The sequence below is a fragment of the Corynebacterium hindlerae genome (assembly GCF_014117265.1).
GTDB lineage: Bacteria > Actinomycetota > Actinomycetes > Mycobacteriales > Mycobacteriaceae > Corynebacterium > Corynebacterium hindlerae.
Map to the genome: position 1 here is coordinate 279400 of NZ_CP059833.1, position 26876 is coordinate 306275.

Annotated in this window: 28 protein-coding genes and 7 tRNA genes; 14 read left to right on the forward strand and 21 right to left on the reverse strand. The window is 58.7% G+C overall.

The genetic code is table 11. The annotated features are described in order from the left end of the window. Window positions 1-124: 124 nt before the first annotated feature. The 11 genes from pdxS to HW450_RS01365 form a co-directional block, all read right to left on the reverse strand. The gene (gene pdxS, locus HW450_RS01315; RefSeq protein ID WP_182386254.1) at window positions 125-1021 is read right to left on the reverse strand and encodes a pyridoxal 5'-phosphate synthase lyase subunit PdxS; all 897 of its coding nucleotides are present in this window, start codon (window positions 1019-1021) and stop codon (window positions 125-127) included. Between the two features lie 94 nt (window positions 1022-1115). After that, window positions 1116-1550, reverse strand: coding sequence for a LemA family protein (locus HW450_RS01320; RefSeq protein WP_182386255.1), 435 nt, complete (start codon window positions 1548-1550; stop codon window positions 1116-1118). Beyond that, window positions 1547-2626, reverse strand: a complete 1080-nt coding sequence (locus HW450_RS01325; RefSeq protein WP_182387229.1) for a glycosyltransferase family 4 protein — start codon at window positions 2624-2626, stop codon at window positions 1547-1549. Before HW450_RS01325 ends, HW450_RS01320 begins: the two co-directional genes overlap by 4 nt. 2 nt (window positions 2627-2628) lie before the next feature. After that, the gene (locus HW450_RS01330) at window positions 2629-3549 is read right to left on the reverse strand and encodes a phosphatidylinositol mannoside acyltransferase (protein ID WP_182386256.1); all 921 of its coding nucleotides are present in this window, start codon (window positions 3547-3549) and stop codon (window positions 2629-2631) included. After that, window positions 3503-4138, reverse strand: coding sequence for a phosphatidylinositol phosphate synthase (gene pgsA / locus HW450_RS01335; protein WP_182386257.1), 636 nt, complete (start codon window positions 4136-4138; stop codon window positions 3503-3505). The genes HW450_RS01330 and pgsA overlap by 47 nt, the downstream gene beginning before the upstream one ends. Before the next feature lie 20 nt (window positions 4139-4158). Further along, window positions 4159-4731 (reverse strand): HIT family protein, encoded by a 573-nt coding sequence (locus tag HW450_RS01340; RefSeq protein ID WP_407926260.1) that lies wholly within the window; start codon window positions 4729-4731, stop codon window positions 4159-4161. Beyond that, window positions 4718-6748 (reverse strand): threonine--tRNA ligase, encoded by a 2031-nt coding sequence (gene thrS / locus HW450_RS01345; protein ID WP_182387231.1) that lies wholly within the window; start codon window positions 6746-6748, stop codon window positions 4718-4720. Before thrS ends, HW450_RS01340 begins: the two co-directional genes overlap by 14 nt. Before the next feature lie 183 nt (window positions 6749-6931). Continuing rightward, a complete protein-coding gene (locus HW450_RS01350) occupies window positions 6932-8140 on the reverse strand; it encodes a Dyp-type peroxidase (RefSeq protein ID WP_182386258.1) in 1209 nt (402 codons plus the stop codon). Further along, entirely contained in the window at window positions 8133-8780 is a 648-nt protein-coding gene (locus HW450_RS01355; protein ID WP_182386259.1) for a copper chaperone PCu(A)C, read from the reverse strand. Before HW450_RS01355 ends, HW450_RS01350 begins: the two co-directional genes overlap by 8 nt. A gap of 2 nt (window positions 8781-8782) precedes the next feature. Then, window positions 8783-9322, reverse strand: coding sequence for a copper resistance CopC family protein (locus HW450_RS01360; protein ID WP_232843290.1), 540 nt, complete (start codon window positions 9320-9322; stop codon window positions 8783-8785). A 180-nt stretch (window positions 9323-9502) separates the two neighbouring features. Beyond that, a tRNA-Val gene (locus HW450_RS01365) sits at window positions 9503-9574 on the reverse strand. 194 nt (window positions 9575-9768) lie between these two features. Between HW450_RS01365 and HW450_RS01370 the strand changes: the two genes are divergently transcribed. From HW450_RS01370 to msrB, 9 genes are all read left to right on the forward strand, one after another. Beyond that, window positions 9769-9841: transfer RNA gene (locus HW450_RS01370), tRNA-Gly, on the forward strand. A 26-nt stretch (window positions 9842-9867) separates the two neighbouring features. Then, window positions 9868-9939, forward strand: a tRNA-Val gene (locus HW450_RS01375). A gap of 22 nt (window positions 9940-9961) precedes the next feature. Beyond that, window positions 9962-10034: transfer RNA gene (locus HW450_RS01380), tRNA-Gly, on the forward strand. Between the two features lie 47 nt (window positions 10035-10081). Further along, window positions 10082-10152, forward strand: a tRNA-Cys gene (locus HW450_RS01385). 8 nt (window positions 10153-10160) lie between these two features. Then, a tRNA-Val gene (locus tag HW450_RS01390) sits at window positions 10161-10232 on the forward strand. Window positions 10233-10254: 22 nt separating this feature from the next. Then, window positions 10255-10327 (forward strand) — tRNA-Gly (locus HW450_RS01395). A 180-nt stretch (window positions 10328-10507) separates the two neighbouring features. Continuing rightward, complete coding sequence (locus tag HW450_RS01400) at window positions 10508-11149, forward strand: dihydrofolate reductase family protein (protein WP_182386260.1); 642 nt, start codon at window positions 10508-10510, stop codon at window positions 11147-11149. A 144-nt stretch (window positions 11150-11293) separates the two neighbouring features. After that, window positions 11294-12445 (forward strand): glycosyltransferase family 87 protein, encoded by a 1152-nt coding sequence (locus tag HW450_RS01405; protein ID WP_232843291.1) that lies wholly within the window; start codon window positions 11294-11296, stop codon window positions 12443-12445. Continuing rightward, window positions 12423-12836, forward strand: coding sequence for a peptide-methionine (R)-S-oxide reductase MsrB (gene msrB, locus HW450_RS01410; protein ID WP_182386261.1), 414 nt, complete (start codon window positions 12423-12425; stop codon window positions 12834-12836). Before HW450_RS01405 ends, msrB begins: the two co-directional genes overlap by 23 nt. Before the next feature lie 50 nt (window positions 12837-12886). Here msrB and hemQ read toward each other — a convergent pair whose 3' ends face one another. Beyond that, entirely contained in the window at window positions 12887-13591 is a 705-nt protein-coding gene (gene hemQ, locus HW450_RS01415; protein WP_182386262.1) for a hydrogen peroxide-dependent heme synthase, read from the reverse strand. A gap of 152 nt (window positions 13592-13743) precedes the next feature. Here hemQ and HW450_RS01420 point away from each other — a divergent pair, with 152 nt between their 5' ends. Together HW450_RS01420 and HW450_RS01425 are read left to right on the forward strand one after the other, a co-directional pair. Beyond that, window positions 13744-14361 (forward strand): DUF3000 domain-containing protein, encoded by a 618-nt coding sequence (locus HW450_RS01420; protein ID WP_182386263.1) that lies wholly within the window; start codon window positions 13744-13746, stop codon window positions 14359-14361. Then, complete coding sequence (locus HW450_RS01425; RefSeq protein ID WP_182386264.1) at window positions 14362-15561, forward strand: HRDC domain-containing protein; 1200 nt, start codon at window positions 14362-14364, stop codon at window positions 15559-15561. On the opposite strand, the gene dxs is transcribed toward HW450_RS01425, so the two are convergent. From dxs to dut, 4 genes are all read right to left on the reverse strand, one after another. Next, a complete protein-coding gene (dxs, locus tag HW450_RS01430) occupies window positions 15558-17468 on the reverse strand; it encodes a 1-deoxy-D-xylulose-5-phosphate synthase (protein ID WP_182387240.1) in 1911 nt (636 codons plus the stop codon). The two genes, HW450_RS01425 and dxs, sit on opposite strands and share 4 nt — an antisense overlap. A 126-nt stretch (window positions 17469-17594) precedes the next feature. Beyond that, window positions 17595-18806 carry a class I SAM-dependent RNA methyltransferase gene (locus tag HW450_RS01435; protein ID WP_182386265.1) on the reverse strand — a complete coding sequence of 404 codons (1212 nt, stop codon included), beginning with the start codon at window positions 18804-18806 and terminating at the stop codon, window positions 17595-17597. Then, entirely contained in the window at window positions 18803-19588 is a 786-nt protein-coding gene (locus HW450_RS01440) for a DUF3710 domain-containing protein (protein ID WP_182386266.1), read from the reverse strand. Before HW450_RS01440 ends, HW450_RS01435 begins: the two co-directional genes overlap by 4 nt. A 25-nt stretch (window positions 19589-19613) precedes the next feature. Then, window positions 19614-20057, reverse strand: coding sequence for a dUTP diphosphatase (gene dut, locus HW450_RS01445; protein WP_232843292.1), 444 nt, complete (start codon window positions 20055-20057; stop codon window positions 19614-19616). A gap of 31 nt (window positions 20058-20088) precedes the next feature. On the opposite strand from dut, the gene HW450_RS01450 reads away from it, so the two are divergent. Next, entirely contained in the window at window positions 20089-20592 is a 504-nt protein-coding gene (locus tag HW450_RS01450; protein WP_182386267.1) for a DUF3093 domain-containing protein, read from the forward strand. Window positions 20593-20737: 145 nt separating this feature from the next. Here the strand turns inward: HW450_RS01450 and HW450_RS01455 are convergent, their stop codons facing one another. Continuing rightward, on the reverse strand, window positions 20738-21031 hold the full coding sequence (locus HW450_RS01455) for a DUF4193 domain-containing protein (protein ID WP_182386268.1): 294 nt from the start codon (window positions 21029-21031) through the stop codon (window positions 20738-20740). A 160-nt stretch (window positions 21032-21191) separates the two neighbouring features. After that, on the reverse strand, window positions 21192-22028 hold the full coding sequence (locus HW450_RS01460; RefSeq protein ID WP_407926261.1) for an inositol monophosphatase family protein: 837 nt from the start codon (window positions 22026-22028) through the stop codon (window positions 21192-21194). A 67-nt stretch (window positions 22029-22095) separates the two neighbouring features. Between HW450_RS01460 and ppgK the strand changes: the two genes are divergently transcribed. Both ppgK and HW450_RS01470 read left to right on the forward strand, forming a co-directional pair. Further along, complete coding sequence (gene ppgK, locus HW450_RS01465) at window positions 22096-22848, forward strand: polyphosphate--glucose phosphotransferase (protein WP_182386270.1); 753 nt, start codon at window positions 22096-22098, stop codon at window positions 22846-22848. A 198-nt stretch (window positions 22849-23046) separates the two neighbouring features. Next, window positions 23047-24603, forward strand: coding sequence for an RNA polymerase sigma factor (locus HW450_RS01470; RefSeq protein ID WP_182386271.1), 1557 nt, complete (start codon window positions 23047-23049; stop codon window positions 24601-24603). A 62-nt stretch (window positions 24604-24665) separates the two neighbouring features. Here HW450_RS01470 and HW450_RS01475 read toward each other — a convergent pair whose 3' ends face one another. The 3 genes from HW450_RS01475 to HW450_RS01485 all read right to left on the reverse strand — a co-directional run bounded on the left by HW450_RS01475 (window position 24666) and on the right by HW450_RS01485 (window position 26748). After that, the gene (locus HW450_RS01475; protein WP_182386272.1) at window positions 24666-25709 is read right to left on the reverse strand and encodes a DDE-type integrase/transposase/recombinase; all 1044 of its coding nucleotides are present in this window, start codon (window positions 25707-25709) and stop codon (window positions 24666-24668) included. Window positions 25710-25867: 158 nt separating this feature from the next. After that, window positions 25868-26323, reverse strand: a complete 456-nt coding sequence (locus tag HW450_RS01480) for a hypothetical protein (RefSeq protein WP_182386179.1) — start codon at window positions 26321-26323, stop codon at window positions 25868-25870. A gap of 284 nt (window positions 26324-26607) precedes the next feature. Next, the gene (locus HW450_RS01485; RefSeq protein ID WP_182386273.1) at window positions 26608-26748 is read right to left on the reverse strand and encodes a hypothetical protein; all 141 of its coding nucleotides are present in this window, start codon (window positions 26746-26748) and stop codon (window positions 26608-26610) included. Between the last annotated feature and the right edge of the window lie 128 nt (window positions 26749-26876).

Genomic DNA, 26876 nt, shown 5'->3' on the forward strand with positions numbered 1-26876 from the left:
TGTTTACATGCCCTGACCTGGCTTTACTGTGGAATTCAGACACACATTCTGTCTCTTAATCCACAAAGCCCGCTACCTCCTATGTTCACAGGTAGCGGGCTGTTTCCGTTGGAGCGACTAGTGGCTACCAGCCACGCTCAGAGAGCCGGTGCGGTACTGGCTCGTCCTCAACATTGATGCCAACCATAGCTTCGCCCAAGCCGCGGGAGACGCGGGCGATGGTCTCTGGATCATCGAAGTTCTGGGTTGCCTGGACGATCGCCTTGGCGCGAGCTTCTGGGTTACCGGACTTGAATATGCCAGATCCCACGAAGACGCCCTCAGCGCCAAGCTGCATCATCATAGCCGCGTCGGCTGGAGTGGCGATGCCACCTGCGGTGAACAGTACCACTGGCAACTTGCCTTCGCGTGCGACCTCGCGGACCAGCTCGTATGGCGCCTGCAGTTCCTTGGCTGCCACGTAGAGTTCGTCTTCAGCCATGGACTTGAGGCGATTGATTTCTGCGCGGATGGTACGCATGTGGGTCACGGCATTAGAGACGTCGCCGGTGCCGGCTTCGCCCTTGGAACGGATCATCGCTGCGCCTTCGTTGATGCGACGCAGTGCTTCGCCAAGGTTGGTGGCACCGCACACGAACGGCACAGTGAAGTCGAACTTGTCGATGTGGTTAGCGTAGTCAGCTGGGGACAGCACCTCGGATTCGTCGATGAAGTCGACACCGAGGGACTGCAGCACCTGTGCTTCTACGAAGTGACCAATACGGGCCTTCGCCATCACTGGGATGGACACGGCGTTAATAATTCCCTCGATCATGTCTGGGTCAGACATGCGGGAAATGCCTCCCTGGGCGCGGATGTCGGCTGGGACGCGCTCGAGTGCCATTACGGCGGTTGCACCTGCGTCTTCAGCAATCTTTGCCTGTTCTGGGGTAACAACGTCCATGATGACGCCGCCCTTGAGCATTTCTGCCAAACCGCGCTTGACGCGCGCAGTGCCCTGTGTTGGTTCCTGGTTGGTCACGACGGTGGTGCCTCCTTTATTTTTATGTCAATAGTTTCGACTCACCCCATGTTAAACGGTTCACTTTTCCGAGCTACCAACCGCCCCGCCTAGTTCATGAACGCAGTTCAAAATACACCGGCAGGCGGGCGGTTCCCCCGAGTCGTAACGCCCGCACGAGAGGCCGGGTGCGGACGGCGCGGGTGTCGCTCACGGCATCGTTGTAGAAGCGATGCGCGAGCTGTACCCGGGCAGAGGCGTCCACAATCAGAGGGTGCTCGCTGGTCACGCTCTCCATCAGTTTCCGTTCGGCGGCGGCCCGGTCGTCGAAAAGCGCGGGCGTGAGGCGGATGGACTCAGCGTGCTGCGCAAGCTCGCTTACCGACGGCTCCAGCGCCGCGACCACGGCAGCCCGACGATCGAGCGCGGACTGGAGGCTGCTGAGCGCCGCGTCGACCCTGATGTGCAGGCGGTTGAGGCGTTGCGCGGTGAAAAATGCCCACGATAGTGCGAGCGTGAGTACGATGACCGCAAGGATTGTCCAACTCATCGCACCCGTACCTTCGTGCCGTCCGCCACCGTGTCATACACCCGCTGGATCTCCGCGCCGATCCGCGACCAATCAAAATCCCAGGCCCGCGCCCGGCCCCGTTCCCGAACCTCGTCCCTACGCTGCTGCTCGCCTACCACCCGATCAAGCACGCGCGCTAAGTCGACTGCTGATCCGGAGCGAAAGGTGTATCCGCACGGAGTAGCTGAGTCGCTGTGCAGCACGCTAGAGAACGCTTCCAGGTCAGAAGCTACCACCACAGCCCCGGCGGCCATCGCTTCCACGAGCACAATGCCGAAGCTCTCCCCGCCGGTGTTTGGGGCAACATAGATGTCCGCTTGCTGTAAGTAGGCGATCTTGTCCTCCTCACTCACTTTGCCCACATACGTCACCCCAGGGGCTGGGATCGGGGTACCACCGCCAATCACGGTGACGTGCAGTTTAGTCTCCAGCATCTCCAGCGCCTCCAATAGCAAAGCCAACCCCTTGCGCGGTTCATCAAGGCGCCCCAGAAACACCAGCTCCCGTGGAGTATGAGGCCGATCCGTGGCATACTGCGCCACCTCTACCCCGTTCGGGATCAACACTGGATCCCCGCCCAGTTGCTCGACTTGCCAGCGCCGGGCCATCTCCGACACCGCGATGCCACCGCGAATCTTCTCCAGCAGCGGGCGCAGACTCGCCGCCGCCAGCCGCAACAACCACGAATCTGTGGCCGAGGCGTGGTACGTAGCGACAATCGGCCCCTGCGCCAGAGCTAGAGCGTGCAGGGAAAAGCTCGGCGCGTTGGGCTCATGAATATGGAAGATGTCAAAGTCGCCCTCCGTAATGAACCGCCGCACTTTACGACGCACTTCCGGCCCCACGGCTAGCCGCGCAACTGACCCGTTGTATGGAATCCCGATGGACGGACCACCCTTCACCACAAAATCAGGCACCTCGGTACGGGCCGAACACGGTCCAATGACCTGCACGAAATGGCCCTGTTGCTGCAGGTAACGTGCGTGGTCAAAAATGTGGGCCTGGACGCCACCCGGCTCGTCAAAGGAATAGGGGCACACGATGCCGATGCGCACGGTCAGTCCCTCCATCTGTCAGCCGGCCATACTGGTTGCAGCATATGCCAATCTGCCGGGTGCTCCGCAATAGTGCGGGCGAAGCGATCAGCAATGCGTTGGGTGGTGGCTACTAGGTCGTCAACCACCAGCGGCTCGGAAATCTCCATTTCCCATCCACCATCGGTGAAATGGCAATCCACAGTGTGCAAGGCCGCGCCTGTCACCCGAGCAAGCTCTGCCGGCCCGGCGGGAAACGTGGTGGGCTCACCGAAGAATGTCACAGGCACGCCCTTGCCCTTCAAATCCCGCTCTCCCATGAGGCACACGACCCCGCCACCGCGCAGCACGGTTGCTAGGTGTTCGAAAGGCGCAGGGCCACCGCGGTGGGCCAGCACCTCAAACCCGAGCTTGTTGCGATATTCCACAAACGCATCGAAAAGGACTTCTGGGCGGAGGCGCTCGGCAACCGTCGTGAAGCTGCCCGCGTGATGCACCAACCACACCCCGGCCATGTCCCAGTTCCCGGAATGCGGCAAAGTCAAGACAACACCCTTGCCTTTGGCGAGCGATGAGTCCAGGTAAGACACACCGATTACCGAGGCGTCGAGTTGCGCACGCAACGCAGCGCGGGAAGCCATGCGAGGCAAGCAGAACGCTTCCGCCCAGTACCGGGCGTAGGAGCGCAGGGAGGCGTCGAGAAGTGCTGGCGAAGGATCCGCGCCGGTCACCCGCCTGAGGTTCGTTCGGAGCTGCTTAGGAGGCGTGACCCGCGACGCTGCGAACTCCGCAAGACGACGAACCCACCGGGGAGGCAACAACCCCACTATCTTCCACGCAGCGATATAACCCACAGCGGCCACATCGCGGGATCGAAGCGCCTGAATGAGCTGCACCTTACGCCCCCGGCGGAGCCGTGATGAACTCGGTTCCGTGCGGATCATGGCTCGCCTTCATCAGGCGCTGAACAACAGTGACCACAGAACCAACAGCCAGCACCCACAGGGCCACATCGATGGCGTACGGCACGCCCAGGCCCGTCAGCCCCAGCCCTGTGAGGCCAATGATGAGCCGCTCCGGGCGCTCGATCAGGCCACCGATGATTTTGATGCCACCGGCCTCTGCCCGCGCCTTCACATAGGAAATCACCTGGGAAGCCACCAACGTAGTAAATGCTGCTGCGACCAGGGCCTGCGACGCCTCATAGCGGTAGATCAGCCACCACACGATGACAGAAAACAGCACCCCGTCCGTGACACGGTCACAACTGGCATCCAACGTAGCGCCAAACACGGTACCACCACCGCGTAGCCTAGCCATCGTGCCGTCGAGCATGTCAAAGGCCGTAAACAGCCCCGAGAGCACCGCTGCGAGGAACAGGTGGCCGGTAGGCACTAACGTGAGGATGATCGCGCAAGAAATCACTGTCCCCGCAACGGTCACGACGTTAGGGCTCAGCCCCAGCTTCAGGAAGGTCCGGGCAATCGGCTCCACGATGACGGCTGCAGGCTTGCGACCATGCACGCTTAACACTTAAGTTTCCTCTCCTCCCGCTACGGCCGGGCAACGCCAGGCAGATCATCGCGCCGCGCCCACTCTTCAGCCAAGATGTGGCGGGTATCCCGAAGCAGCTGCGGTAACACCTTCGTGCCCCCCAGGACAGTCATGAAGTTAGCATCTCCAGACCAACGTGGCACCACGTGCAGATGAAGGTGGTCACCGATCGACCCGCCGGACGCCCGCCCCAGGTTAAACCCGACATTGAACGCATCCGGGTGGGACACCGTCTTGATCACTGTGACCAGCGCCTGCGCAAACGCCATCAGCTCCGCGCTCTCCTCCGGCTGCAGGTCCTCCAAGTTTGCGACCTTCCGGTACGGCACCACCATGCAGTGCCCGGAGTTGTACGGAAACAGGTTGAGCAGGCAATACACGAGCTCACCGCGCGCCACGATCAAGCCCTCTTCGTCGCTGAGCTGAGGGATCTCAACAAACGGGTCGGACCGTTTTTCGGTACGGGGCTTGGTAGCGATGTAGTTCATCCGGTACGGCGCCCACAGGCGCTGCAACCGATCCTCGTGGCCAAGCCCCGTATCGACATACGTGTCGTCGCTATCGGCGGGCACCAATGTTATCCTCGTTCGGCTGATCGTTGATGCGCTCGCGGACCCAGGCGTCGATAAGCTCCACTGCCTCGGCCACCGGCACGCCGTTAATCTGCGTACCGTCCAGGAAACGGAAGCTCACTGCCTCGGCCTCCACGTCACGGGCACCTGCCAGCAGCATGAACGGCACGCGTGCCTGCGTGTGGTTGCGGATCTTCTTCTGCATGCGGTCGTCGGAAGTATCGACGTCGGCACGCAAGCCACGGGCACGCAACTGCTTAGCGACGCCCTCCAGGTGCTCCGCAAAGTCCGCAGCCACCGGAATGCCCACTACCTGCAGCGGCGCAAGCCATGCTGGGAAGGCACCAGCGTAGTGCTCCAGCAGCACACCGAAGAAACGCTCAATGGAGCCGAACAGTGCACGGTGAATCATGATCGGGCGCTGCTTGGTACCGTCCTGCGCGGTGTACTCCAGGTTGAAACGCTCCGGGAGGTTGAAGTCGAGCTGCACCGTGGACATCTGCCAGGTACGGCCAATCGCGTCACGGGCCTGCACCGAAATTTTCGGGCCGTAGAACGCCGCACCAGCTGGGTCTGGGACCAATTCCAGACCCGAGTTCGTGGCGACACGCTGCAGAATCTCGGTGGACTTCTCCCAAATCTCGTCGGAACCGACGAACTTATTCGGATCCTTAGTGGACAACTCAAGGTAGAAATCGTCCAGACCGTAGTCCTTCAGCAGCGAGATGATGAACTCGAGCACGGAGGTCAGCTCCGTTTCGAGTTGGTCCTCGGTGCAGTAGATGTGCGCGTCATCCTGGGTGAAGCCACGAGCACGGGTCAGGCCGTGGATCACGCCGGACTTCTCGTAGCGGTACACCGTACCGAACTCGAACAGGCGCAGTGGCAGTTCACGGTAGGAACGGCCTCGAGATGCAAAAATCAGGTTGTGCATCGGGCAGTTCATCGGCTTGGCGTAGTAGTCCTGAGGCTGCTTGGTGCAATTGCCGTGCTCGTCGTACTCGCCATCGAGCTGCATTGGAGGGAACATGCCGTCCGCGTAAAAATCCAGGTGCCCGGACTTATTGAACAGATCCCCCTTGGTGATGTGCGGGGTGTTCACGAAGGAGTATCCGGACTCGATGTGCCGACGACGGGAGTGCTCCTCCATCTCAAGGCGAATGATGCCACCCTTGGGGTGGAACACCGGGAAACCGGAGCCGATCTCGTCCGGGAAGCTGAACAGGTCAAGCTCAGCGCCGAGGCGACGGTGATCGCGCTTCTCAGCCTCCGCCAGCATCGTCTGGTACTCCTCCAGCGCTTCCTTGGATTCCCAGGCGGTACCGTAAATGCGCTGCATGCCGGCCTTGGACTGGTCGCCACGCCAGTACGCAGCCGAGGAACGAGTCAGAGCAAAAGCCGGAATGTACTTGGTGGTTGGCACGTGCGGGCCGCGACAGAGGTCGTACCACTCCACGGCGCCGGTACGTGGGTTGATGTTGGAGTACGCAGTCAGCTCACCGCCACCCACTTCCATCGCCTCGTCGGAATCTGGGTCGACGTTGCCTTTGTCGTCGATAAGCTCCATTTTGAAAGGCTCGGCGGCGTATTCCGTGCGGGCTTCCTCCACGGAGGCATACGCCTTACGCTCAAATTTCTGCCCCGACTTGATGATCTTCTTCATCGCCTTTTCGATGTTCTTCAGATCTTCCGGGGTGAACGGCTCGGCCGTCTCAAAGTCGTAGTAGAAACCACCCTCAATCGCTGGGCCGATACCCAGCTTCGTGCCAGGGAACAGCTGCTGCACAGCCTGTGCTAGCACGTGTGCGGTGGAGTGACGGATAACACCGCGACCATCCTCGGTGTTAGCTGGGACAGGAGTGAACGTAGTTTCTTCTGTAGGAACGAAGGAAAGGTCCTTGATGTCGCCGGTGGTATCTTTAGCTGCGACAATCGCCTCTGGGCCCTTGTTTGGCAGGTCCAGTTTCCGCATTGCAGCACCGACGGCTACTCCTGCTGGAACCTGGAAAGAAGTCATGGTGGTCACTGTTTGCGCTCCTTACGCGCTTAGGGGTGGCGGCATACCTGGCCGTCACCCGTGTTCCTAAAATTCCCAACATACTCGTCAAAAACAACAACGGGACTAGCTGGCTTTCTCCAAGCTCAGCTAGTCCTGTCGCCGCCGATCAAAGTTGCCTAGAAAATGATCCTACAAGAGGCTCTACTTCTCTAGAAGTGCAGCACCCCAATACTCGTCCGAATTCTCAGTTCCCGGTGGAATGAAGAACACTGCTGAGCCGATGTGTTCGATCCATTGGTTGAGTCGGTCCCCCTCGTCCAGTCGCTGTTGGATCGGCTCGAATTGGGTCCTGGGATCTTTCTGGAAGCAGACAAACACCAGGCCAGCGTTTGACGTCTGCTCCGAACCAGGCTCGACAGGCAGGTCGTAGTTATACGCCCTCCGCTTGAGCCGCTGCTCCGGATGCCCCTTAGGCATGGTGGCCCGGGCCATGTGGCTCATCGGATCAATGACGGGCAAACCGAAATCATCGATTTGGTCGAACTTTGCAGGGTCAAGTTCCTCGTTTCCGGTCAGCGGAGCTCCGTTATCGAGTTTTCGCCCCATTGACAACTCGCGGGAATCCCGGTCGAGGATTTCCCAGGTGTCCAGGTTCATGCTGATGCGGCGCACCACCATGACAGAGCCACCCTTGGCCCATGCTGGTCCTTCATCAATCCAGACCTGTTCGTTGTACTCGCGGTCCTCCCGCGGGTTAACAGTGCCATCAAGCTGGCCGAACAGATTACGCGGGGTATCATTCTTCGACTTCGCACCGTCGGCGTGCAGGAAGCCTTGTTGCATCCAGCGCACCGCTACGTAGTCAATACCACCCCGAATCAGCTGGCGTGTTGCATGTGACAGTGTCAGCGGGTCGTCACAGCACAGCTGCAGCACGATGTCCGCTTCACCCCAACGATCGTCCAGCTTGTCTCTGCTGAACGGTTTGATGGGCTTGACAAACTCCGGAACGTCCTCACCGATGATCTCAAACAACCGACCACCAAAACCGCAGGTAATCGTGAGATTAGATGGCGCTTTCGTCATCTCCGGTTCCAGATCCCCCAGCGGGGTGGCCCCGGAAGTGAGCCGACGGGCATCATCGGTCCATACCTTCATGAGCTGAATGATCCGCACCCGATCGACACCAGGCCGCAGCGTAAAAGCGACCAAGTTCAGGTGCGCCTGGCTCGCAGTCGAGATACCGGCTTGATGAGGCCCGTCGAAAGGCACTACCTGGTCTGCAAGCAGCGCAACGGTTTCTTCGGGCGCGTCACCCGCCGGTGAAGAGCACGACGCAACTACCCCACCGGCCGCCGCGGTAGCGGAGGCCGTGAGGAAACTACGACGTGAAATGCGCTTTTTAGCCATGGTTGTGGTCGTGGTTGTGATCGTGCATCGGAGTAGCAGCTGGGGTCATGCCGGTGACGCCTTCCACTCCACCGTTTGCACCGTAGTTTTCCTGACCGGAAGCGATGGTGCGAACCTCGGAATTGACGTCAACGCTCTCGCCGTTGCTGAAGTTCAGGGTCACCTTGACGGTGGTGCCAGCTTCGATCGGATCATTGATGTCCATAATCATCAGGTGGTCGCCGCCTGGCTTGAGCACATACTCACCGCCAGCTGGGATGGTGATACCGCCTGACTTGAGCTGCATGACACCGTTGACCACTTCGTGGATCTCGTACTTACCTGCGTTCAGGTTGGTGGTGAAGGACTCGATCTTGACGTCCTTGGAAGTGCCGTTCTTCAAGGTGCCGAAGATGCCGGTCATAGACTTGTCAGCTGGCTTTGCCTTCACGAAGGTGTCCTCGAAGGTCACTTCGTTAGCCGCAGCTACAGCGGTGGTCTTCTCAGACTTCATAGCGGAGGTCTGTGCTGGCTTTTCGACGCCCGTTGCCGTCTCAACCTTGGTCTCAGAATCCTTCTGAGAGTTACCACACGCGGCGAGGGATGCCGCGGTCAGTGCCGCAATAGCAATGGTGCTGATCTTCTTGATAGATGCGTTCATCTTCATTTCTTCCTTCGTGAAAGTGCGAGGACTACCCCTACGACAATAATAATCAATGCAATGAATACACCGACTACCGCGTAGAGGAACTGGTTATTAGACCACGGTGATTCCGAAGCACCGGCGACCATCTCCTCTTCGGAACTGGCCGTTGGTATATCACCAGCAATGGTGAAGGTAGTCATGCCACGAGTAGCGTGACCATCTGACGAGGTGATCTGAAATCCGATTTTGTAGTGGCCCGGGCCAAGGTCCACATCCTCCGGCACCGCAGCTCGAATAATCGGCCCATCAAGCGTGGGGGTGGCCGTGAACAACACGGTTCCAGAATCTTGGTTGCTCAAGGCAACTGTATTGAAGGTTTCCTTCGGAATACCCGAAAACTCAAGTTCCAACTCCGTCGGGGCTTGGCTAATAATTGCCCCATCTCCGGGATTGGCGCGCATGACCACGTCATGCGCCTGAGCTTCCGGTAAACCGCCCATGACCGGGGCGAAAAGGATTCCGGCACTAGCTACGAGTGCAGTGAATTGTTTTTTCACTTCCGTCCTTCCCTCTCCTTAAACATGGCAACATTGGCAGCCCCTCAATAAAAGGGCTACCAAAGTAACGGTCTGGGTAATAGTCGGAGAGGAGTTTAGGTTAGTTCCCAGCGCCTTTTGAGTGTACCCCCGCCCGGCGTAAGCGAAAAGCCCCTGCAGCATGTGCAGGGGCTTTAACTGTGGTCCTAGCTGGGATCGAACCAGCGACCTTTCCGGTGTGAACGGAACGCTCTTCCACTGAGCCATAGGACCGGTGTACGACTGCGGGAAGCAATCTGCGGATAACACTAGCACCGAGCTAACCAAAAAAGAAAATCGCCCCCTAGGCGCGTGAGTTACACAGCCGTAACTTTAAAAAATGCCCTTTAAGGTGGCGATTTGTGTTGGCCCGCCATTTACCGCTAATGTTTGTGTTCGCACCAAGCAACACAGGTTGCACGGAGCATGCGGATGTAGCGCAGTTGGTAGCGCATCACCTTGCCAAGGTGAGGGTCGCGAGTTCGAGTCTCGTCATCCGCTCTGGTTTATTTTCAAACCATTATTTCGCGCGTTTAGCTCAGCGGGAGAGCGCTTCCCTGACACGGAAGAGGTCACTGGTTCAATCCCAGTATCGCGCACAGATTCCTTCGGGAATCGAATGCGGATGTAGCGCAGTTGGTAGCGCATCACCTTGCCAAGGTGAGGGTCGCGAGTTCGAGTCTCGTCATCCGCTCTGGTATTTCTTTCCAGGAAATACTCGAGGCGGGAATTTCCTGCCACGGTGGAATGGCCGAGTGGTGAGGCAACGGTCTGCAAAACCGTGCACACGGGTTCGATTCCCGTTTCCACCTCACAGTTAGCGCGTTTAGCTCAGCGGGAGAGCGCTTCCCTGACACGGAAGAGGTCACTGGTTCAATCCCAGTATCGCGCACAGATTCCTTCGGGAATCGAATGCGGATGTAGCGCAGTTGGTAGCGCATCACCTTGCCAAGGTGAGGGTCGCGAGTTCGAGTCTCGTCATCCGCTCTCTGTGAAAGCAGGGCCCCGGTTCGTTTTGGACCGGGGCCCTGTGTCGTACCTACCCCGGTCAGCCCCATGCCCTACTTTTTAATCCCGTGAAACCCGGGAAATGCTTCCCGGGTTTTAGCAAAAACAATCCACCCAGCAGATCAATCCACCCCACACTCCCCGGTATGCTTAGCTGCCATGTTGTCTGAGATGATTGGTCCCCTCCGCCAGCCGGATGAATTCGAAGTGCGGATGATTGCTGTGGTGACTGCGGATGGCCAGATTTCCCATGAAGGGACGTCGGCAAGCCTGGGCAGCGCACTTGATGCTGAGCTGCTGTTGGCGCTGCGCGAGTGGGCTGATGTGGTGCTGGTGGGGGCCGGAACAGTGCGGGCGGAGGATTACGGCGGGGTCGGCGGAGATGATCCTTCCCCATTGGCTGTGGTATCGAGTTCGTTGGACTTTCAGGCATCGGCGAGGGTGTTCCGGGAAGCCCGAGTCCAGCCGTTGTTTTTGACGACCAATGACGATCCATCGGCGCACCACCGGATCGAAGCAGCGGGCGGCACGGTTGTGCCTTGTGATGGGGATTTCATCGACGTTCTTCGCGCCCGGGGCTTTCGCCGCATCGTGGTGGAAGGTGGCCCTTCGCTCTATCGGCAGGTGCTCGCTCGCGGTGAGGTGGATGTGATCCATTTGACTATTGATCCATCTCTGAGCTTGGCGTCCACTGCCCCGCTCCTGCCTAGCGACTCTCCGGATCGGGTCGCGTTAGACCTGGAGCACTGTGTCCACGATGATGAGGGCTGTGTTTTTCTACGCTACCGGGTACGCAACTGAGTGTTGGTAGCTCACCGGCTGCGCCCGGTTAGTTACTGTTAGCGGGTGATCACTGCGCTAACCACGAAGCTAGAAAATGTTTGGGTGTCTTCTCCCCCGGCTGTGAGCCGACCGACGGAGATTCGTCGTACTCCGTTTGATCGGGTGGCGAATCTCGCATTGTGGCCGCTTGCGGTGATGTTGGTGCTTCACCGTGTGTTCGTGCTTGCGGTCAATGGCAGTGTCACGGATGATTTTTCCACGGTGTACTACGCCCTGCGCCGGTTCCATGATGGTGTTCCGGTGTATAACGAGACCTATTATTTCGTGGACCCGCACTATTTGTATAGTCCTGGCGCCACGCTGTTTTTGTCGCCGTTAGGTTTGCAGACTGATTTCGAAACTGCGCGCACAATCTTCATTATCGCTAATGCGGTGGCGATCATTGTCGCGTTGGGCATTTTGACTCGGTTGTTTGGGTTTAGTTTGCGTAGTGGCGTATTTCCTGCTGCGGTGGCGCTCGCCTATTTGACCGAGGCGGTACACAATACGCTGATTTTCTCCAACATTAATGGTCTTTTGCTGCTTGCGCTGACTGGTTTTCTGTCCCTTTTTCACGCCGATAAGCGGTGGGCTGCGGGCGTTGTTCTGGGGCTGGCTATTTTGATTAAGCCGATTTTTGCACCGCTGTTGTTTTTACCGTTTGTGAAGGCTAATTGGCAGACTATTGTGTCGGCGTTGGCGATTCCGGTGGTGCTTAACGTCGTGGCGTGGCCGATTGTTCCGCAGGCCAGTGATTATGTGACTCGCACGATGCCGTATTTGGGACAGGTCCGCGATTTCGCTAATTCCTCCCTTCCTGGTATCGCAATTTATTTCGGGATGCCAGGTTGGCAGGAAAAGTTCTGGTTTTTCACGTTCGCCGCGATTGTGATTGCAGGGCTGTTGGCATTGTTGCGTTATCGCTACAGTGATCCTTTGCTATGGCTGACGGGGACGTCGTCGTTGCTGTTTGCGGGCGTGTTTTTCCTTTCTTCGCTGGGCCAAATGTACTATTCGATGCTGCTGTTCCCGCTGCTTTTTACGGTGTTATTGCCCCGCTCCCCGATGCATAATTGGCTAGCGTGGCTGGCAGCATACGGGTTTTTGTCCTATGACGATTGGAATTCCGTCGAATGGATTGATTCCAGCCGGTGGTTCAATTTCTTGCTTCCTACCGTGGGCTGGGCGCTGACGGTGGTCGTGATTTCGGTGTCCGCGGTAGTGTGGGTGATCATCGATGAAAGGATCGCTCATGACAGACTTCGCACTGCTTAACGACGACCAATGGCGCGCACGCCTCTCCCCGGAAGAGTTTCGGGTTCTCCGACGCGCTGGTACGGAAGCTCCCTTTACTGGCGAATACACCGATACCACTGCGGCGGGAGTGTATTCTTGCCGGGCCTGTGGCACAGAGTTGTTTCGTTCTGACACGAAGTTTGCGGCTCACTGTGGCTGGCCGGCGTTTTTTAGCCCACTCGCCGGGGATCGGATCATTGAGCGCGAAGATAATTCCTTAGGTATGCGCCGCGTAGAAGTGCTCTGTGCTAACTGCAAGTCGCACCTGGGACACGTCTTTGAAGGCGAGGGCTATGCTACCCCCACGGATCTGCGCTATTGCATCAATTCTATTTGCCTGACGTTTGAGCCTGATCAAATGGAAGAGTAAGGAAAACGGCGCCACTCCTGCTGGAGCGGGCGCCATTTTTCGTGTCATGGTTATGGCATCACGTCGATGATCTCTGCGATGTCAGCGACGCGGCGGCCGGAGAAGAACGGTACTTCTTCGCGGACGTGGAGGCGTGCTTCGGTGTAGCGCATTTCGTGCATGAGGTCGACGATGCGGTGCATCTCCGGTGCTTCGAACGCCAGGATCCACTCGTAGTCGCCAAGCGCAAACGCTGGGACGGTGTTAGCACGGACGTCTGGGTATTCGCGGGCTTGCATGCCGTGCTCGGCGAGGATGCGGCGACGCTCCTTCGGATCCATCAGGTACCAGTCGTAGGAGCGGACGAATGGGTAGACGCAGATCCAGGCTCCTGGCTCTTCACCCATGATGAACGATGGGAGGTGGGAGCGGTTGAATTCAGCTGGGCGGTGCAGCGAGGTGCCGGTCCAGAACACCTCGGAAACCTGGCCGAGGACAGTGGTGCGACGGAAGTCGTTGTAAGCCTTTTGGAGGTCTTGGAGCTCTTCAGCGATCCACCAGATCATGAAATCAGCTTCTGCGCGGACTGCGGAGATGTCGTAGATACCACGCACGGTGACAACTCCGGCCTGTTCCAGGTTGGCGAAAAAGGCGCGTGCTTCTGCGACGATGTCGGCGCGTTCTTCACCCAAGGCGCCGGTGAGCACCTTGAAAGTAACGAACTGGGAGTAGCGCTGCATGCTGTTGAGCTTGTCAAAATCCAACTTCTCAGCCATGGATACTGATGTCCTTTCTCAAATGAGTATTCTCGCCAACTATATCAATCTTTAGTTGGATGAGGATGACGACCCACGGCGTCGATAAGCCCCCGCCTTCCCTCGGCGCGCCTTCACCACTGTGCTAATTCCGGTGGCTAGCTTAATTGCTTGTGAGCGACTCCGAAATTCGAACCCTATCGTCCGCTAACTCCCAGCAGGATGCCACCCCGGTGGCGTTTCGGGATGCGGTCGACTCGATGCATCGTGCGAGCCTGCGATCCGAACTGTCGCTCGGGACGATTCGCCCGCCCCAGCGTCTTGCCCCGTTTAGTCACGCCATCGGTATTGAAGTGCTGCACCCGGAGACGGACTATATCTCCGAAACCAGTGACGGCGATGCCTTCGGGCGCCTCATTTTGCTCCATGACCCCAGCTCCGATGACACCTGGGACGGCGACATGCGTCTCGTCGCGTACATCCAGGCCGATATGGATGACGCTGTAGCAGGCGATCCCCTGCTGCCAGATGTCGCGTGGGAGTGGCTCAAAGAGGGACTCGACGACATCAATGCTTCTTACAGCAACCTGGGTGGTACCGTTACTTCCACCGCATCGGTGCGCTTCGGGGAAATAGGCGGCCCACCACGCGCGTTCCAGCTGGAACTGCGAGCCTCGTGGACCGCTAAGACTAATGACCTCACGCCACACGTGGAGGCCTTTGCGCAGGTTCTCGCCAACGTTGCTGGTCTGCCACCCGAAGGTGTTGCCGGGATCCCAGGTAGGGCTTAGGTGTCTGCTACCCCGCTGCTACGCCCTACCGACGGCATTCCCGAGGTTGCGCATACCCCAGCGGGCTTTCACCGCGCCGCGCAACAGATCGCCGCCGGCCGAGGCCCCATCGCGATCGATACCGAGCGTGCGTCTGACTACCGCTTCGATGATCGCGCGTTCCTCATCCAGCTTCGACGCCGCGACTCTGGGACCGTTCTCATCGCCCCCGAATCCGATCGCGGTGCGTGTACCGACGCACTAGCACCCGTTATCAATGGTCACGAGTGGGTTCTCCATGCCGCGCCGAGCGACCTACCTTCCCTGCAGCTGCTGGGGCTACACCCCGGCAACCTTTTTGACACCGAACTTGCCGGCCGGCTCCTGGGCTTGCCCAAGGTCAACCTCGCGGCCCTCACCGAGCACATATTGGGCGTCCTGCTGGAGAAAAACCACGGCAACGAAGACTGGTCCCAGTGGCCTCTTCCGGAATCCTGGCGCAACTATGCCGCTCTCGATGTCGAGCTGTTGCTAGAACTCGCCGAAGTGCTCGCTGAGCTTCTCGACGACGCCGGCAAACTTACCTGGTTGGAACAAGAATGCGCGCACATCATGCGCTCAGTAACCATCCCAGAGCCGCAGTGGACCGACATGAAGGGAATCGGCCGACTGAAAACCTCAGAGCAACTCATGGTGGCGAAGGCCCTTTGGGAACGCCGGCAACAGATAGCCCGCGAATCCGACCGGGCACCCCATAAGGTGTTGGCTACCAAGGCGCTAGTGGAGCTGGCCTACACACTGCCTACTTCTCGGCAGCAGATCCGGAGCGTCCTGGGTAGGCGCAGCAATACCAGCCAGGTCACCCGGCTATCCCGAGTACTCGGAAAGGCACGAGCTACCCCGAAGCTGCAGTGGCCGAGCAAACCGCGCATTGATTTCAATGACTTCCCAGCCCCACGCTCGCAGTGGAAGTCCGGGTTCCCAGAGGCGCAGGAAGCGCTCGATCGTTGCTGTGAACTGCTCTCGGAACTGAGCGAGAATTGCCACACTCCGGTAGAAAACCTCCTGCAACCAGCGACGCTTCGTCACCTGGTGTGGGACGTGACGGTGACCCGGAAACTCACCACGAGCGCGGACGTGGCGCAGTACCTTGCGGAAAAGGGCGCTCGGCAATGGCAGCGAGAACTTACTACCCCGCTGCTTGCCTCCGCACTGTTTTAGCTTTCTGCCGGTTCAGTGAGCTCTGCTACCCACCCGGTCACTTGCGCGATAATACCTGGGGCATCAAGCTGCAGTTCCGCCATGATCTGGCCACGAGAGGCGTGGTCCAGGAATTTTTCCGGTACGGCAATGTGCCTGACGGGAACGTCGATGCTGGCGGATGTCAACGATTCTGCCAGCAGCGCGCCCACACCGCCGTGCATCACGCCGTCTTCCACGGTAACCACCAGGTCATGGTCCGCGGCCATCGCAACGAGCGACGGCGCGATAGGAACCACCCACCGCGGATCAACCACGGTCACATTACAGCCGTCCGCCACCAGCTCCTCTGCCGCGACGAGCGCCTCCTTGGCCAGGGATCCGACCGCGACGATCAAAACGCTCGGGGTGTCCTCTGAGTCGTCCGCGTCGGCGTAGCGTAACACGTCGACGCCGTCGCCAAGCTGCTCCACAGCCTCGATTGGTTCTGGCAGATTGCCCTTAGGGAACCGCACCACCGTCGGGCCATCGTCCACGGTGAGGGCCTCAGCGAATTGTTCTTCCAGCTGTACCCCGTCGCGTGGTGCGGCGATGCGAATGCCGGGAACGATGCTGAGTAGCGATAGATCCCACACGCCGTTGTGGCTAGCGCCGTCATTGCCGGTGATTCCAGAGCGGTCGAGCACGAACGTCACCGGCAGCTTAGTCAAAGCAACATCCATGAGGACCTGGTCAAACGCGCGGTTCATGAACGTGGCGTAGATGGCGACCACAGGGTGCAGTCCGCCGAGCGCGAGGCCCGCCGCGGAAGCGACGGCGTGTTGTTCAGCAATGCCTACGTCGTAAAAGCGGTCGGGGAACTTCTCTCCAAATGCAGCCAATCCGGTAGGACCCGCCATAGCGGCGGTGATCGCCACGATGTCTTCGCGCTCTTCGGCGGCGGCGATGACAGCGCGAGAGAACACCCCGGTCCAGGATGGCCCGGATTCAGAGAGCGGATCGCCGGTGCGGGGATCGATCACGCCGGTGGAGTGCATCAGGTCGGCAGTGTTAGCCTCGGCGGGCGCATAACCACGCCCTTTTTCCGTCACCACGTGGACAATCAGTGGTCCCTCATATTCCTGCGCATATTCGAACGCGTTCTCCAGGGCTTTGAGATTGTGCCCGTCCACGGGCCCCACGTATTTCATTCCCAGCTCTGGGAACATTTCCGTGGTTATGACAGTGTTTTTCACTCCTTCTTTGAAGGCGTGCATCACGTCGAAGGTGCGGCGCCCCACCCACCCCATGGAATTTAGGGTGGATTTGCCCTGCTCCATGACGCGGTCGTAGAAAGGCTGCATCCGCAGCTGAGCGAGGTTGTCTGCGAGGCCTCCGATGGTTGGAGAGTAGCTCCGCCCGTTGTCGTTGACCACGATAACCACGTTGCTGTTTTTGTCCGCCGCAATGTTGTTGAGGGCTTCCCAACACATGCCGCCGGTGAGGGCCCCGTCACCGACCACGGCGATCGTTTTGGTCCCGATCTTACCGCGTCGGGCTGCTGCCTTGGATAGGCCGTCTGCTACCGAAAGCGCCGCTGAGGCATGGCTGGATTCCGTCCAGTCATGTTCGCTTTCCGCCCGGCAGGTGTAACCGGACAACCCACCTTGTTGGCGCAAGGTATCGAACTGGTCGTGGCGACCAGTGAGGATCTTGTGCACATAGCTTTGATGCGAGGTATCGAAGATAACCGGGTCCTCGGGCGAATTGAAAACCTTGTGCAGGGCGATGGTGAGTTCCACAACGCCGAGGTTTGGGCCCAAGTGCCCGCCGGTGGCCGATACCTTGTGGACCAAGAAGTCACGGATCTCAGCCGCTAGCTTCTGGAGTTGCTCAGGATCCAGCGCCTTCACATCAGCAGGCGACGAAATCCCTGCTAATAGCTTCATCTCATCCATAAAGACACCTCAGTCTCACCAATTTTTCCTGTTTGACGCTCTCGCAGTGGTGGCGCGGGCAGCGTAAAACCGTTTCTCGCAATGGTACGCGGTTGTACCGCACAGGTTCCAACTCCCCTAGATGCGTGTTAGAAATCCGAAGGTTTCGCTGTGATGCGTACCGGGGAACGCATTGAACAATCGCAAGCGCTTGAGCTGGTATCCCTGTTGGTTCCACGCGGCGACGTCGCGTGCGAACGTGGCCGGGTCACATCCGACATGAACGATGGCGGCTGGCTCTCGTGCAGCGATGGCTGCCGCAACGTCGGCGCCGGCGCCTTTACGTGGCGGGTCTAGGACCACAACGTCCGGAGCAGGCAGCTTATCGACGACCCGTCCCACATCACCCGTCACGAACTCGACTGCCTTGCCTGCCAACGCCTTCGACCCCGTCCGGGCCGCTGCCGGCCCGAGTTCCACCGAGATGACGTGCGCTCCAGCTAGCGCTCGAAGGATCGCTGGGACGAAGAGGCCAACGCCACCATAGAGGTCCCAAACTGTCGGTTCGCTGAGTGCGAGGGGCTCGAGCCAGTCAGTGACCGTGTCCGTGTATGCCTCGGGCGCTGCCACATGGGCTTGCCAAAATCCGAGCGGGTCCAGACGGAATTCGGTGTCTGCGACTCGTTGCGTCAGTTTCTTCGGCCCGGATACGTGCCTGATGACGCGCGATACGCTCCGCCCGCGGGCAGCTCGTTTCGTCTCTAGAACAGCGCGCTGCCCATCAGAATCAACGGCAACGACGAGCTCCGCGCCCGGGGTAAACCGCGCATCGGGCGCCAGGATATCGTCAAGAACACCCTCTGGGGCCTGCACACACTGCGCCCCCACCACGATGTCCGTGGACTGGGGTTTCCGAAATCCAGCGCGGCCCTGGGAATCGACGCCGAGGCGTAGTCGGGTGCGCCACCCATCTGCGGGCGCAAGGTCGACATAGTCGATATCCGGCAGGTCAGTAAGCTTGCCGATGCGACGCAGCTGATCCCGCAGCACCTCCTCTTTGAGGCTGCGTTCCAGCTCTGGGCTGGCGGTGGAGTAGTCGCAACACCCGGCGCCCTGCGCCGCTGCCGGGCAACGGTGGGAAACGCGACCAGAAGCGGGGTGTACGACATCCGTGATGGTGGCACGAGCAAACTTCTTCTTGGCGTCGTAAAGCCGTGCGGTGACGGTATCGCCAGGAAGCCCGCCCCGCACGAACACAACGCCGCCCTCGTGCCGGGCAATGCCTTCCCCGCCGTGTGCTGGCGCGGTGATGGTGAGGGTTAGTTCCTCCCCCACGGTGAGTCCTGTCATGGGTGTTCTGGGTTATCGGAGCGTTGCTGCATCTGTTCCAGCGCGGAGCCTTCGTCGTGGCTAAGGTCAGTGGTGTTCGGGGTCGGTGCCACTGGCGCGACGGGTTCCGGCGCTGGGGTCGGCGCCGGTTTTTGCGCTGCCGCAGCGCGTTCGGTCATGGCCTTTTGCACCTGTTCGACCAACGGCGCCGGCATGACCACGGGAAGCACGGTACCCGCCATCATCGGTTGTTCACCGCGGTACACGAAGGTCCGGGCGACTATTTCCCTACCCAATTCGGCGAGGTCAGTGGCAAATTCGTTTGGAGCAGCTAGGGTGACCCGCAACGTCCAGCGGTCGCCCTCCACACCGATCATCCGAATCGTAGCGTGCTCTGTGACGCCCACGACCTCTTCACCCCAAGGGCCTTGTTCGGTGGTCGCTTCCAAGCCATCGTTACGCATACCCGCGATGATGTCGGTCACCGACTCTTGCCACAACCCGCCGGAAGCGGTAGACGCGAACGCCACGGGGGTGATGCGTCCGACCTTCGTCACAATGTGAACCATGCGGGGGCCATCCGGCCCCATCTCCACTTGCACTTCGGAAGGGCGCGGCATTGGCACCTTGATCGAACCGAGGTCGAGGGTGCCGTCGGAAAAGTCTGAGAAGTCGAAGTCGGTGATCTCGACGCTATCGCCATTAAACGGCCCGTGGTCGGGCGTAGGGTCGGGCTCGGGGGTTAATGGTGCCTCTACGTCTGGTTCTTCCTCGGTTGCTGAGTTCTTTTTAAACGGCCACATTGAGCTCTCCTTCTTAAGTTACCTGCTACACGCCCGTTGAACCGTAGCCACCGGAGCCACGGACCGTCTCATCCAGCGAATCAACTTCTTCAAAGTCCACAAGCTCCACGCGCTGCACCACGAGTTGAGCGATGCGGTCACCACGCTCGACGGTGAAGGGTTCCCGCGGATCAAGATTGATCAGGCATACCTTCAGTTCTCCACGGTAGTCGGCATCGACCGTCCCCGGTGTATTAACGATCGAAATGCCGTGCTTAGCAGCTAGCCCGGACCGCGGGTGAATCAACCCCACGGTGCCGAGCGGCAGGGCGATAGCAATACCGGTACCAATGAGGGCACGCTCACCGGGGGCGATGGTCACTGATTCCGCAGCGTGCAGGTCTGCTCCCGCGTCGCCACGGTGCGCGCGCCGAGGCAGGGGCAGCTCGGGATCGAGGCGTTTGATTTTTATCGTTTCTGGGTAATCCACGGTCTCCACCCTAGCTTTCTTCGGTCTAGTAATGTTATTAGCCGTGAGTACTCCAGGATCTAATGCCACCGACAATGCCCCCAACGTTATCTACCGAGAGCAACAGTGGGTTCCCTGGTATTGGTGGCTCGCCGGCATCGGCGCCTCCTTGCTGACAGCCGCTCAGCTCGGCCACAACCGCTCCGTTTTCTGGTTCTGGATCCCACTCATCATCTTCACCACGTTGGCGCTGTGGGCGCTGTGGCAGCTGTCCAGCACGGTCATCACCGTGGAGAAGGACGCCGACGGGGTCACGTGGCTCACCGCGAAGGGCGCAAACTTACCGACGACCGTCGTCTCCCGTACCCTAGCCGTCCCAGCCACCGCGAAACGCAACGCGCTGGGACGTCAGTTGGATCCGGCTGCCTTCGTCGTCGCGCGCAGCTGGGTGCCAGAGATGGCTATGTTCGTTATCGACGACCCCGAGGACCCCACCCCTTATTGGCTGGTCTCCTCTCACAACCCGACCGAGCTCCTGGAGGCGTTCCACAGCTAGGTTCTACAGGTAGCCGAAATCGAGTGTACCGATGGGACGTTGCAAGTGGCGAAAAAATCCCAACCGTACGCTCGATTTCGCTTCCTCAACTAACTAAAGCCCTGCCAGAGGATTCCTCTGGCAGGGCTTTGTCGTGCGGTGCTTTCTATGCGCAGTCGAGACAGATGATGGTGCCGTCTGGTTCCACGTGAGAGATGCGATTGCGACGCTGCACTAGGAAGCAGCTGCCGCAGGTGAATTCGTCATCGCGACGTGGCACCACGGTCACGTTGAGCTCTTCACCGGAAAGGTCCAGTGCTGGCAGGTCGAATGGTTCGACGATGTCACCATCATCGTCCATATCGTTGACGGTGTTTTCCGCAGCCTTCAAACCTTCCAGAGAGTCGGTTTCCAGGTCGTCGTCGATGCGGCGGCGGGGAGCGTCGTAATCGGTAGCCATGACTGTTTGAGTCCTTGAGATATTCGTCAACCGCTGAGGTTGATTTTGTGCGTTATGTCGTGGCGGATATTAAAACAGATTTTTTGAATTGTCATCTTGCCACACCAAATTTTTTCGACACTACCCGTGACCAGGCGTTTTACTGCGAGTTTTTTGCCCCTCAGTGCACCCGAAACGGCTCGGTTCCGCCCGCCTGTGCCACAATTTCCCATAGCTGATCGAAAATCCCAGGCGCGGCGACAAATACGAGCTCCCCAAGTGCACCTGAGCTGGACAGTGGCGGCACATGAACTTCCGCCCCTGCTTCCGCAGCGATGAGGGCTCCGGCAGCATAATCCCAGGCATTGAGCCCATGTTCGAGGTGAGCATCGACCTGCCCGGAGGCGACGGCACACAGGTCGAGGGCAGCGCTGCCCATCCTGCGAATATCGCGCACTTGTGGCAACAGCTTTGCGACGAACTGTGCCTGCTGTGCTCGACGCGCAGCCGAATACCCAAACCCGGTCGCGAGCAGCGCCTTCGCGGGGTCCGTCACGGAGTTGCACGCGAGCTGCTCGGTGCCTCCGTCGCGCTGCACCATGGCCCCCTGCCCTTTCGCGGCACTAAACAACTCTCCCGTGGAGACATTAATCACAGCCCCCGCGATGACCTCGCCGTCCATGGCTGCCGCGATGGATACCGCGAATTGCGGAATACCGTACACAAAGTTCACGGTGCCATCGATGGGATCCACAATCCATGTCACGCCAGAGGTGCCTGCGGTATCGCTGCCTTCTTCTCCGACCAGCCCATCATCCGGCCGTAGCTGGCGCAACCGCTGCGCAATGACTTCTTCGGCATAGGTGTCCACCACCGTGACCGGATCGACAGGCGTGCTTTTGGTTTGGGTGTACCCCGCGATATCACCGAGTTCGGCGCGTTTGTTGCGGATCGCGGTGGCAGCTTCCAGTGCTACCTGTTCCGCAACGTCTTTCAGAGCAGCAAGGTGTGTAGTCATAGCTTTCATTGTGCTTGGTTTGCTGCCCGCGCGCCGAGCACCCGCAAATTTTCCTAGAATGGACGGCATGACTCAGCAAGGATTAGGTATCGATGTTGGAGGTTCCGGAATCAAAGGTGGGCTGGTCAATCTAGCCACCGGCGAACTAATCGGAGACCGCATCAAAATTGCTACCCCGCAGCCTGCGACCCCAGACGCTGTCGGTGAAACCGTTGCCGAAATCGTCCGCCAGGCAGAGTGGGACGGCCCCGTCGGCATCGCACTGCCGTCGGTGATCAAAAAGCAGCACGCCCTCACCGCCGCCAACATTGACCCAACCTGGGTCAACACCGACGTTCAGGAGCTTTTCGGCAAGCACCTGGCCGCCCGCGAAGTTTACGTGCTTAACGACGCCGATGCCGCCGGAATCGCAGAAGCAACCTTCGGCACGCCAGAAGCGTCCACCGGCTCCGCTATTTTGTTAACCCTGGGTACCGGCATCGGATCTGCCTTCCTGTTGAACGGTGAACTGTTCCCCAACACCGAGCTCGGGCACCTGATCATTGAGGGTAAAGAGGCCGAAAAGCGGGCCTCCTCAGCGGTCAAGGAGCGAAAGGATCTCTCCTGGGCACAGTGGGCCAAGCGCCTGGACAAAGTCTTGCGCGAATACGAGCGACTCTTCCAACCCGACGCATTCATCGTGGGCGGCGGCGTATCTCGTAAACACGAAAAGTGGGTGCCACTGCTTTCCGTCGACACTCCTGTTATCCCAGCACAATTGCGTAATCAAGCGGGAATCGTGGGGGCGGCAATGGCCGTCGAAAAGCGGCTTGCCCCTTAAAAACGTGGGGCGCTGACACACGGCGAGCACAAGTTGCTCTATACTGGCGTGTTGACCGTTGACTTCAGGTATGCATCGGCACGGACATCCCCACATCGCCCACAAGACGGCGACAACCTAACTGATAAGACACGATGTCCACGATGCGCTTGATTTCTGCACTAGCGCTAACGCCGTGGCAATAGCGTTTGGCGAAAGATGAATCATCAAGGTGAAAGGGCGTACGTGGTAGCCACTGACTCTCCTGATTCGGCGCAACCTGAAGGTGCCGCTGAGAAGAAGACTGTGAAGAAGACCGCAGTGAAGAAGGTCGCTAAGAAGGCGGCCCGCAAGGCAAGCCCGCGCGTGGCTAAAACAGCAACTGAGCCAGTCGCGGCTGCTCCTGTGGCGACTGCTCCTGCGCAAGATACCGAAGCAACCGACACCCCAGTGGCTGCTGCTGCTAAGAAGGCTGCCAAGAAGACAGCCAAAAAGGCCACTAAGAAAGCCGCTAAGAAGACTGCCAAAAAGGCTGCGAAGAAAACAGCTAGAAAGACAGCCGAGAAAGCAGCAGCAAAGCCAGCTCCAGAGACCAAGGACGAAGACGAACTCCTCGAGGATGATCAACTCGAAGACGACGACCTCGACCGTGACATGGACGGCGACGACCTCGACGGCGACATGGACGAGGACTTCGACGGCGACTTCACCGAACTCGGCGAAGAAGACGACGAAGACGACACCGAAGAGGAAGAAGACGAAGACGACGGCTCCTCCGTCTGGGACGAGGACGAATCTGCTGCGCTGCGCCAGGCCCGCAAAGACGCCGAGCTGACCGCCTCCGCAGACTCGGTGCGCGCCTACCTGAAGCAGATCGGCAAGGTCGCCCTGCTTAACGCGGAACAGGAGGTGTCCCTGGCAAAGCGCATCGAAGCCGGCCTTTACGCCACCTACAAGCTTGAGCAGCTAGAAGAAGCCTTCGCTGGCGGTGACAAGGATGCCAAGCTCACCCCTGCCGTGAAACGTGATCTGCGCGCTATCGCCCGCGATGGCCGCAAGGCTAAGAACCACCTCCTCGAGGCCAACCTGCGTCTCGTGGTCTCCCTGGCTAAGCGCTACACCGGCCGTGGCATGGCGTTCCTTGACCTGATCCAGGAAGGCAACCTTGGCCTCATCCGCGCCGTAGAGAAGTTCGACTACACCAAGGGCTACAAGTTCTCCACGTACGCCACCTGGTGGATCCGCCAGGCCATCACCCGCGCGATGGCCGACCAAGCACGCACCATCCGTATCCCAGTACACATGGTGGAGGTCATCAACAAGCTCGGCCGTATCCAGCGTGAACTGCTCCAGGACCTCGGCCGCGAGCCAACCCCGCTTGAGTTGGCGAAGGAAATGGACATTACCGAGGAAAAGGTCCTGGAGATCCAGCAGTACGCTCGCGAACCAATCTCCCTCGACCAGACCATCGGCGATGAAGGAGACTCCCAGCTGGGCGACTTCATCGAAGACTCCGAAGCAGTCGTCGCCGTCGACGCAGTCTCCTTCACCCTGCTGCAGGATCAACTGCAAGACGTGCTGCAAACCCTGTCCGAACGCGAAGCTGGCGTGGTGAAGCTCCGCTTTGGCCTCACCGACGGCATGCCACGCACCCTCGACGAGATTGGCCAGGTCTATGGCGTGACCCGTGAACGCATCCGCCAGATCGAATCCAAGACTATGTCCAAGCTGCGCCACCCTTCACGATCCCAGGTGCTGCGCGACTACCTCGACTAGATTCCAATACAAAAACCCGGCCGGTCGTTTGTGACCGGCCGGGTTTTGTATTGGGAATGGGTCTAGCGGCAGCTGAAACCCGTGAAACGATCGTTGTCAACTAGTTGTGAATCATTGAGGGTAAATGGGGGGTAGGTAGTAGTGGCTGTTAGGTCATCACTGTGTCGAATATTGTTTGGGTTGTGTGACTTTCGGGGGTATTGGTGATGTTGAACCTCACTTCTGTTGGTGGGGTGGGTGTGATCGGTGGCTTGTGCCTGTAGCGGGCGGGGTTGTTGTTGAAAAGTTTTTCTTTGGTGGCTTTCCGGTTTCTGCCAGACTGGTGCCCATGTACCGGTCAACACGTCATGCGGGGTGAAATACGCCAACCCGGAATGGACACGGGCAGTGTTATAGAACTTCACCCAGTCAGTCACCCATGCGGCTGCTTGGTCGATATCGTCGAAGACGTCTGGGTAGGTCAGATCGTTTTTCATCGTGGAAAACGATGATTCCATGTGAGCATTGTCATCGCTGACCCGTGGACGGGTAAAGGATTGAGTAATCCCGTGGGAGGCAAACAACTCTTTCAACACGTGTGATTTCATGGTCCGCCCGTTATCAGAATGGACGGATTCTACTGTGTGCCCGTGCTCATGGGCGAGGGTGATCACATCGTTAAACAGTGCTTTGGCTGTGGTAGCGCACGGGGATTCAGCCAGGATAAACCCAACAATGGCTCTGGAGTACAAATCCAGTGCCATATGCAACGCCACTGACTGCCCACGGTAAAGCAACGGCAGAATCGTAATATCCCACACGATGACTTGGAAGGGGCGGGTAGCATGCAGCTGCGGTGGGCGGGATGTGCTCTGGCCACGACGGACACGTCGTGACGGTTGTTGCGGTGCCCCTGCCAGACGGCCAGGACAAGCAAACGGGTCTCTAGCGATCCGGTAATACGATGACAACGATGCCACCACCTGACCTGTATCTAACGCTTCGTGATACGCCTGGAGTACTGTTTTACTGCAACCATCAGACAGTTGGGTGACAATCGTCGCTTTTTCTTCAGGTATCAAGGCCACGTCACCACGGCGTTGATCATAAGGGGTGGGGTTATCCACCGTTCGGTATCCAGGGTGAAGGCGTTGATACCGACTCGAAGACGCCAACCCCGTCAACCGGGAGACCTCCCGGTGACTAAAACCAGCATCTACTAGTTCCTGATACAGGCGTAGCTCATTGTCAACGAAAGAATCGAACTCTTCCTGCTGGTCGTCGGTTAGTTGTTTCCCGCCTCGCCGCGTGCCCCGCCAAGGTCGTGCAAGACGGTGATAGCTTTTCCCAACGCATCAGCCGCCTTGTCCAATTTGATGATCTCTGCGTCTTTATCAGCTAATTTCGCCTCGTATGCTGCGACAAGTTCTGCGTGTTTCTGCTCCTGTTGAGCTAACGCTTCAGCGTGTTGGGCATGTTGGTCATCTAGAAGCTTTTTCAGCCGTGTGATCTCAGCGACATCATCAGTAGTCATCTTTCCAGTCTTGCGTGGAATCAACCCGTTGTCGAGATCACCATCAGCACACGCAGCTACCCACGACCGGAGCGTATCTCCTGAAATACCGAGACGCTGAGCAAACGGGCCTTTCTGACCCCACGGCAAACCGGCATACTTCAACGCAATCTCACGCCGCTGCTCGGGGGTAAACCGGCTAGCCGAGTAATGAACTTTCGTACTCATGAATCCTCCTTAAAAGGCGTTTCACAAGTAGTCTGACAATTAACGAACCCGGGAAGCATAACCCGGGTTTCGGAAGAAAATCAGCTAAATAGCCCCTCTGCAGCCCGATTTTGTGCCGAGATCCGGGTTATGCTTCCCGGGTTTCACACGATAACTAATGCCCCTAGCAAAGACCCAGACCTCGAGGTAAAGCAGGCAAAACGTGTTGTCTAGTTTCCGTGGTAGAACCATGGTGGCTTATATTGCTTCGGATCGTATAACCGCACCTGTGCTAGCAGTTGCGGTTACCTATCTCCGGTGGCCCGGAACTTCACTATGTACAGACGCCACAATGCCCGGCCAGCGGCGACAGACTTTTCCTCCTCCAGGTCAGCGTCATCACGGTTGGTAGAGAGTGGTTGGTAGAGAGTTCGAGTGGAAAACAACCTCAACCCCATTGTGGCGCCACTTTCTCTCGAATTCTCTACTAACCATTCTCTACCAAGCGGCCTTAAGCCAATATCGTATTTCCTTCAACACCCAGACCTCGCCCCTCATACACCGAGGCGATCCC

Excerpts from the sequence above, each read along its gene's own strand:
- HW450_RS01320 (WP_182386255.1), bottom strand. The coding sequence starts at position 1,550 with ATGAGTTGGACAATCCTTGCGGTCATCGTACTCACGCTCGCACTATCG.
- HW450_RS01330 (WP_182386256.1), bottom strand. The coding sequence starts at position 3,549 with ATGATCCGCACGGAACCGAGTTCATCACGGCTCCGCCGGGGGCGTAAG.
- thrS (WP_182387231.1), bottom strand. The coding sequence starts at position 6,748 with ATGACTTCTTTCCAGGTTCCAGCAGGAGTAGCCGTCGGTGCTGCAATG.
- HW450_RS01350 (WP_182386258.1), bottom strand. The coding sequence starts at position 8,140 with ATGGCTAAAAAGCGCATTTCACGTCGTAGTTTCCTCACGGCCTCCGCT.
- HW450_RS01355 (WP_182386259.1), bottom strand. The coding sequence starts at position 8,780 with ATGAACGCATCTATCAAGAAGATCAGCACCATTGCTATTGCGGCACTG.
- HW450_RS01400 (WP_182386260.1), top strand. The coding sequence starts at position 10,508 with ATGTTGTCTGAGATGATTGGTCCCCTCCGCCAGCCGGATGAATTCGAA.
- msrB (WP_182386261.1), top strand. The coding sequence starts at position 12,423 with ATGACAGACTTCGCACTGCTTAACGACGACCAATGGCGCGCACGCCTC.
- hemQ (WP_182386262.1), bottom strand. The coding sequence starts at position 13,591 with ATGGCTGAGAAGTTGGATTTTGACAAGCTCAACAGCATGCAGCGCTAC.
- dxs (WP_182387240.1), bottom strand. The coding sequence starts at position 17,468 with ATGAAGCTATTAGCAGGGATTTCGTCGCCTGCTGATGTGAAGGCGCTG.
- HW450_RS01435 (WP_182386265.1), bottom strand. The coding sequence starts at position 18,806 with ATGACAGGACTCACCGTGGGGGAGGAACTAACCCTCACCATCACCGCG.
- HW450_RS01440 (WP_182386266.1), bottom strand. The coding sequence starts at position 19,588 with ATGTGGCCGTTTAAAAAGAACTCAGCAACCGAGGAAGAACCAGACGTA.
- HW450_RS01450 (WP_182386267.1), top strand. The coding sequence starts at position 20,089 with ATGTTATTAGCCGTGAGTACTCCAGGATCTAATGCCACCGACAATGCC.
- HW450_RS01455 (WP_182386268.1), bottom strand. The coding sequence starts at position 21,031 with ATGGCTACCGATTACGACGCTCCCCGCCGCCGCATCGACGACGACCTG.
- HW450_RS01460 (WP_407926261.1), bottom strand. The coding sequence starts at position 22,028 with ATGACTACACACCTTGCTGCTCTGAAAGACGTTGCGGAACAGGTAGCA.
- ppgK (WP_182386270.1), top strand. The coding sequence starts at position 22,096 with ATGACTCAGCAAGGATTAGGTATCGATGTTGGAGGTTCCGGAATCAAA.
- HW450_RS01470 (WP_182386271.1), top strand. The coding sequence starts at position 23,047 with ATGAATCATCAAGGTGAAAGGGCGTACGTGGTAGCCACTGACTCTCCT.
- HW450_RS01480 (WP_182386179.1), bottom strand. The coding sequence starts at position 26,323 with ATGAGTACGAAAGTTCATTACTCGGCTAGCCGGTTTACCCCCGAGCAG.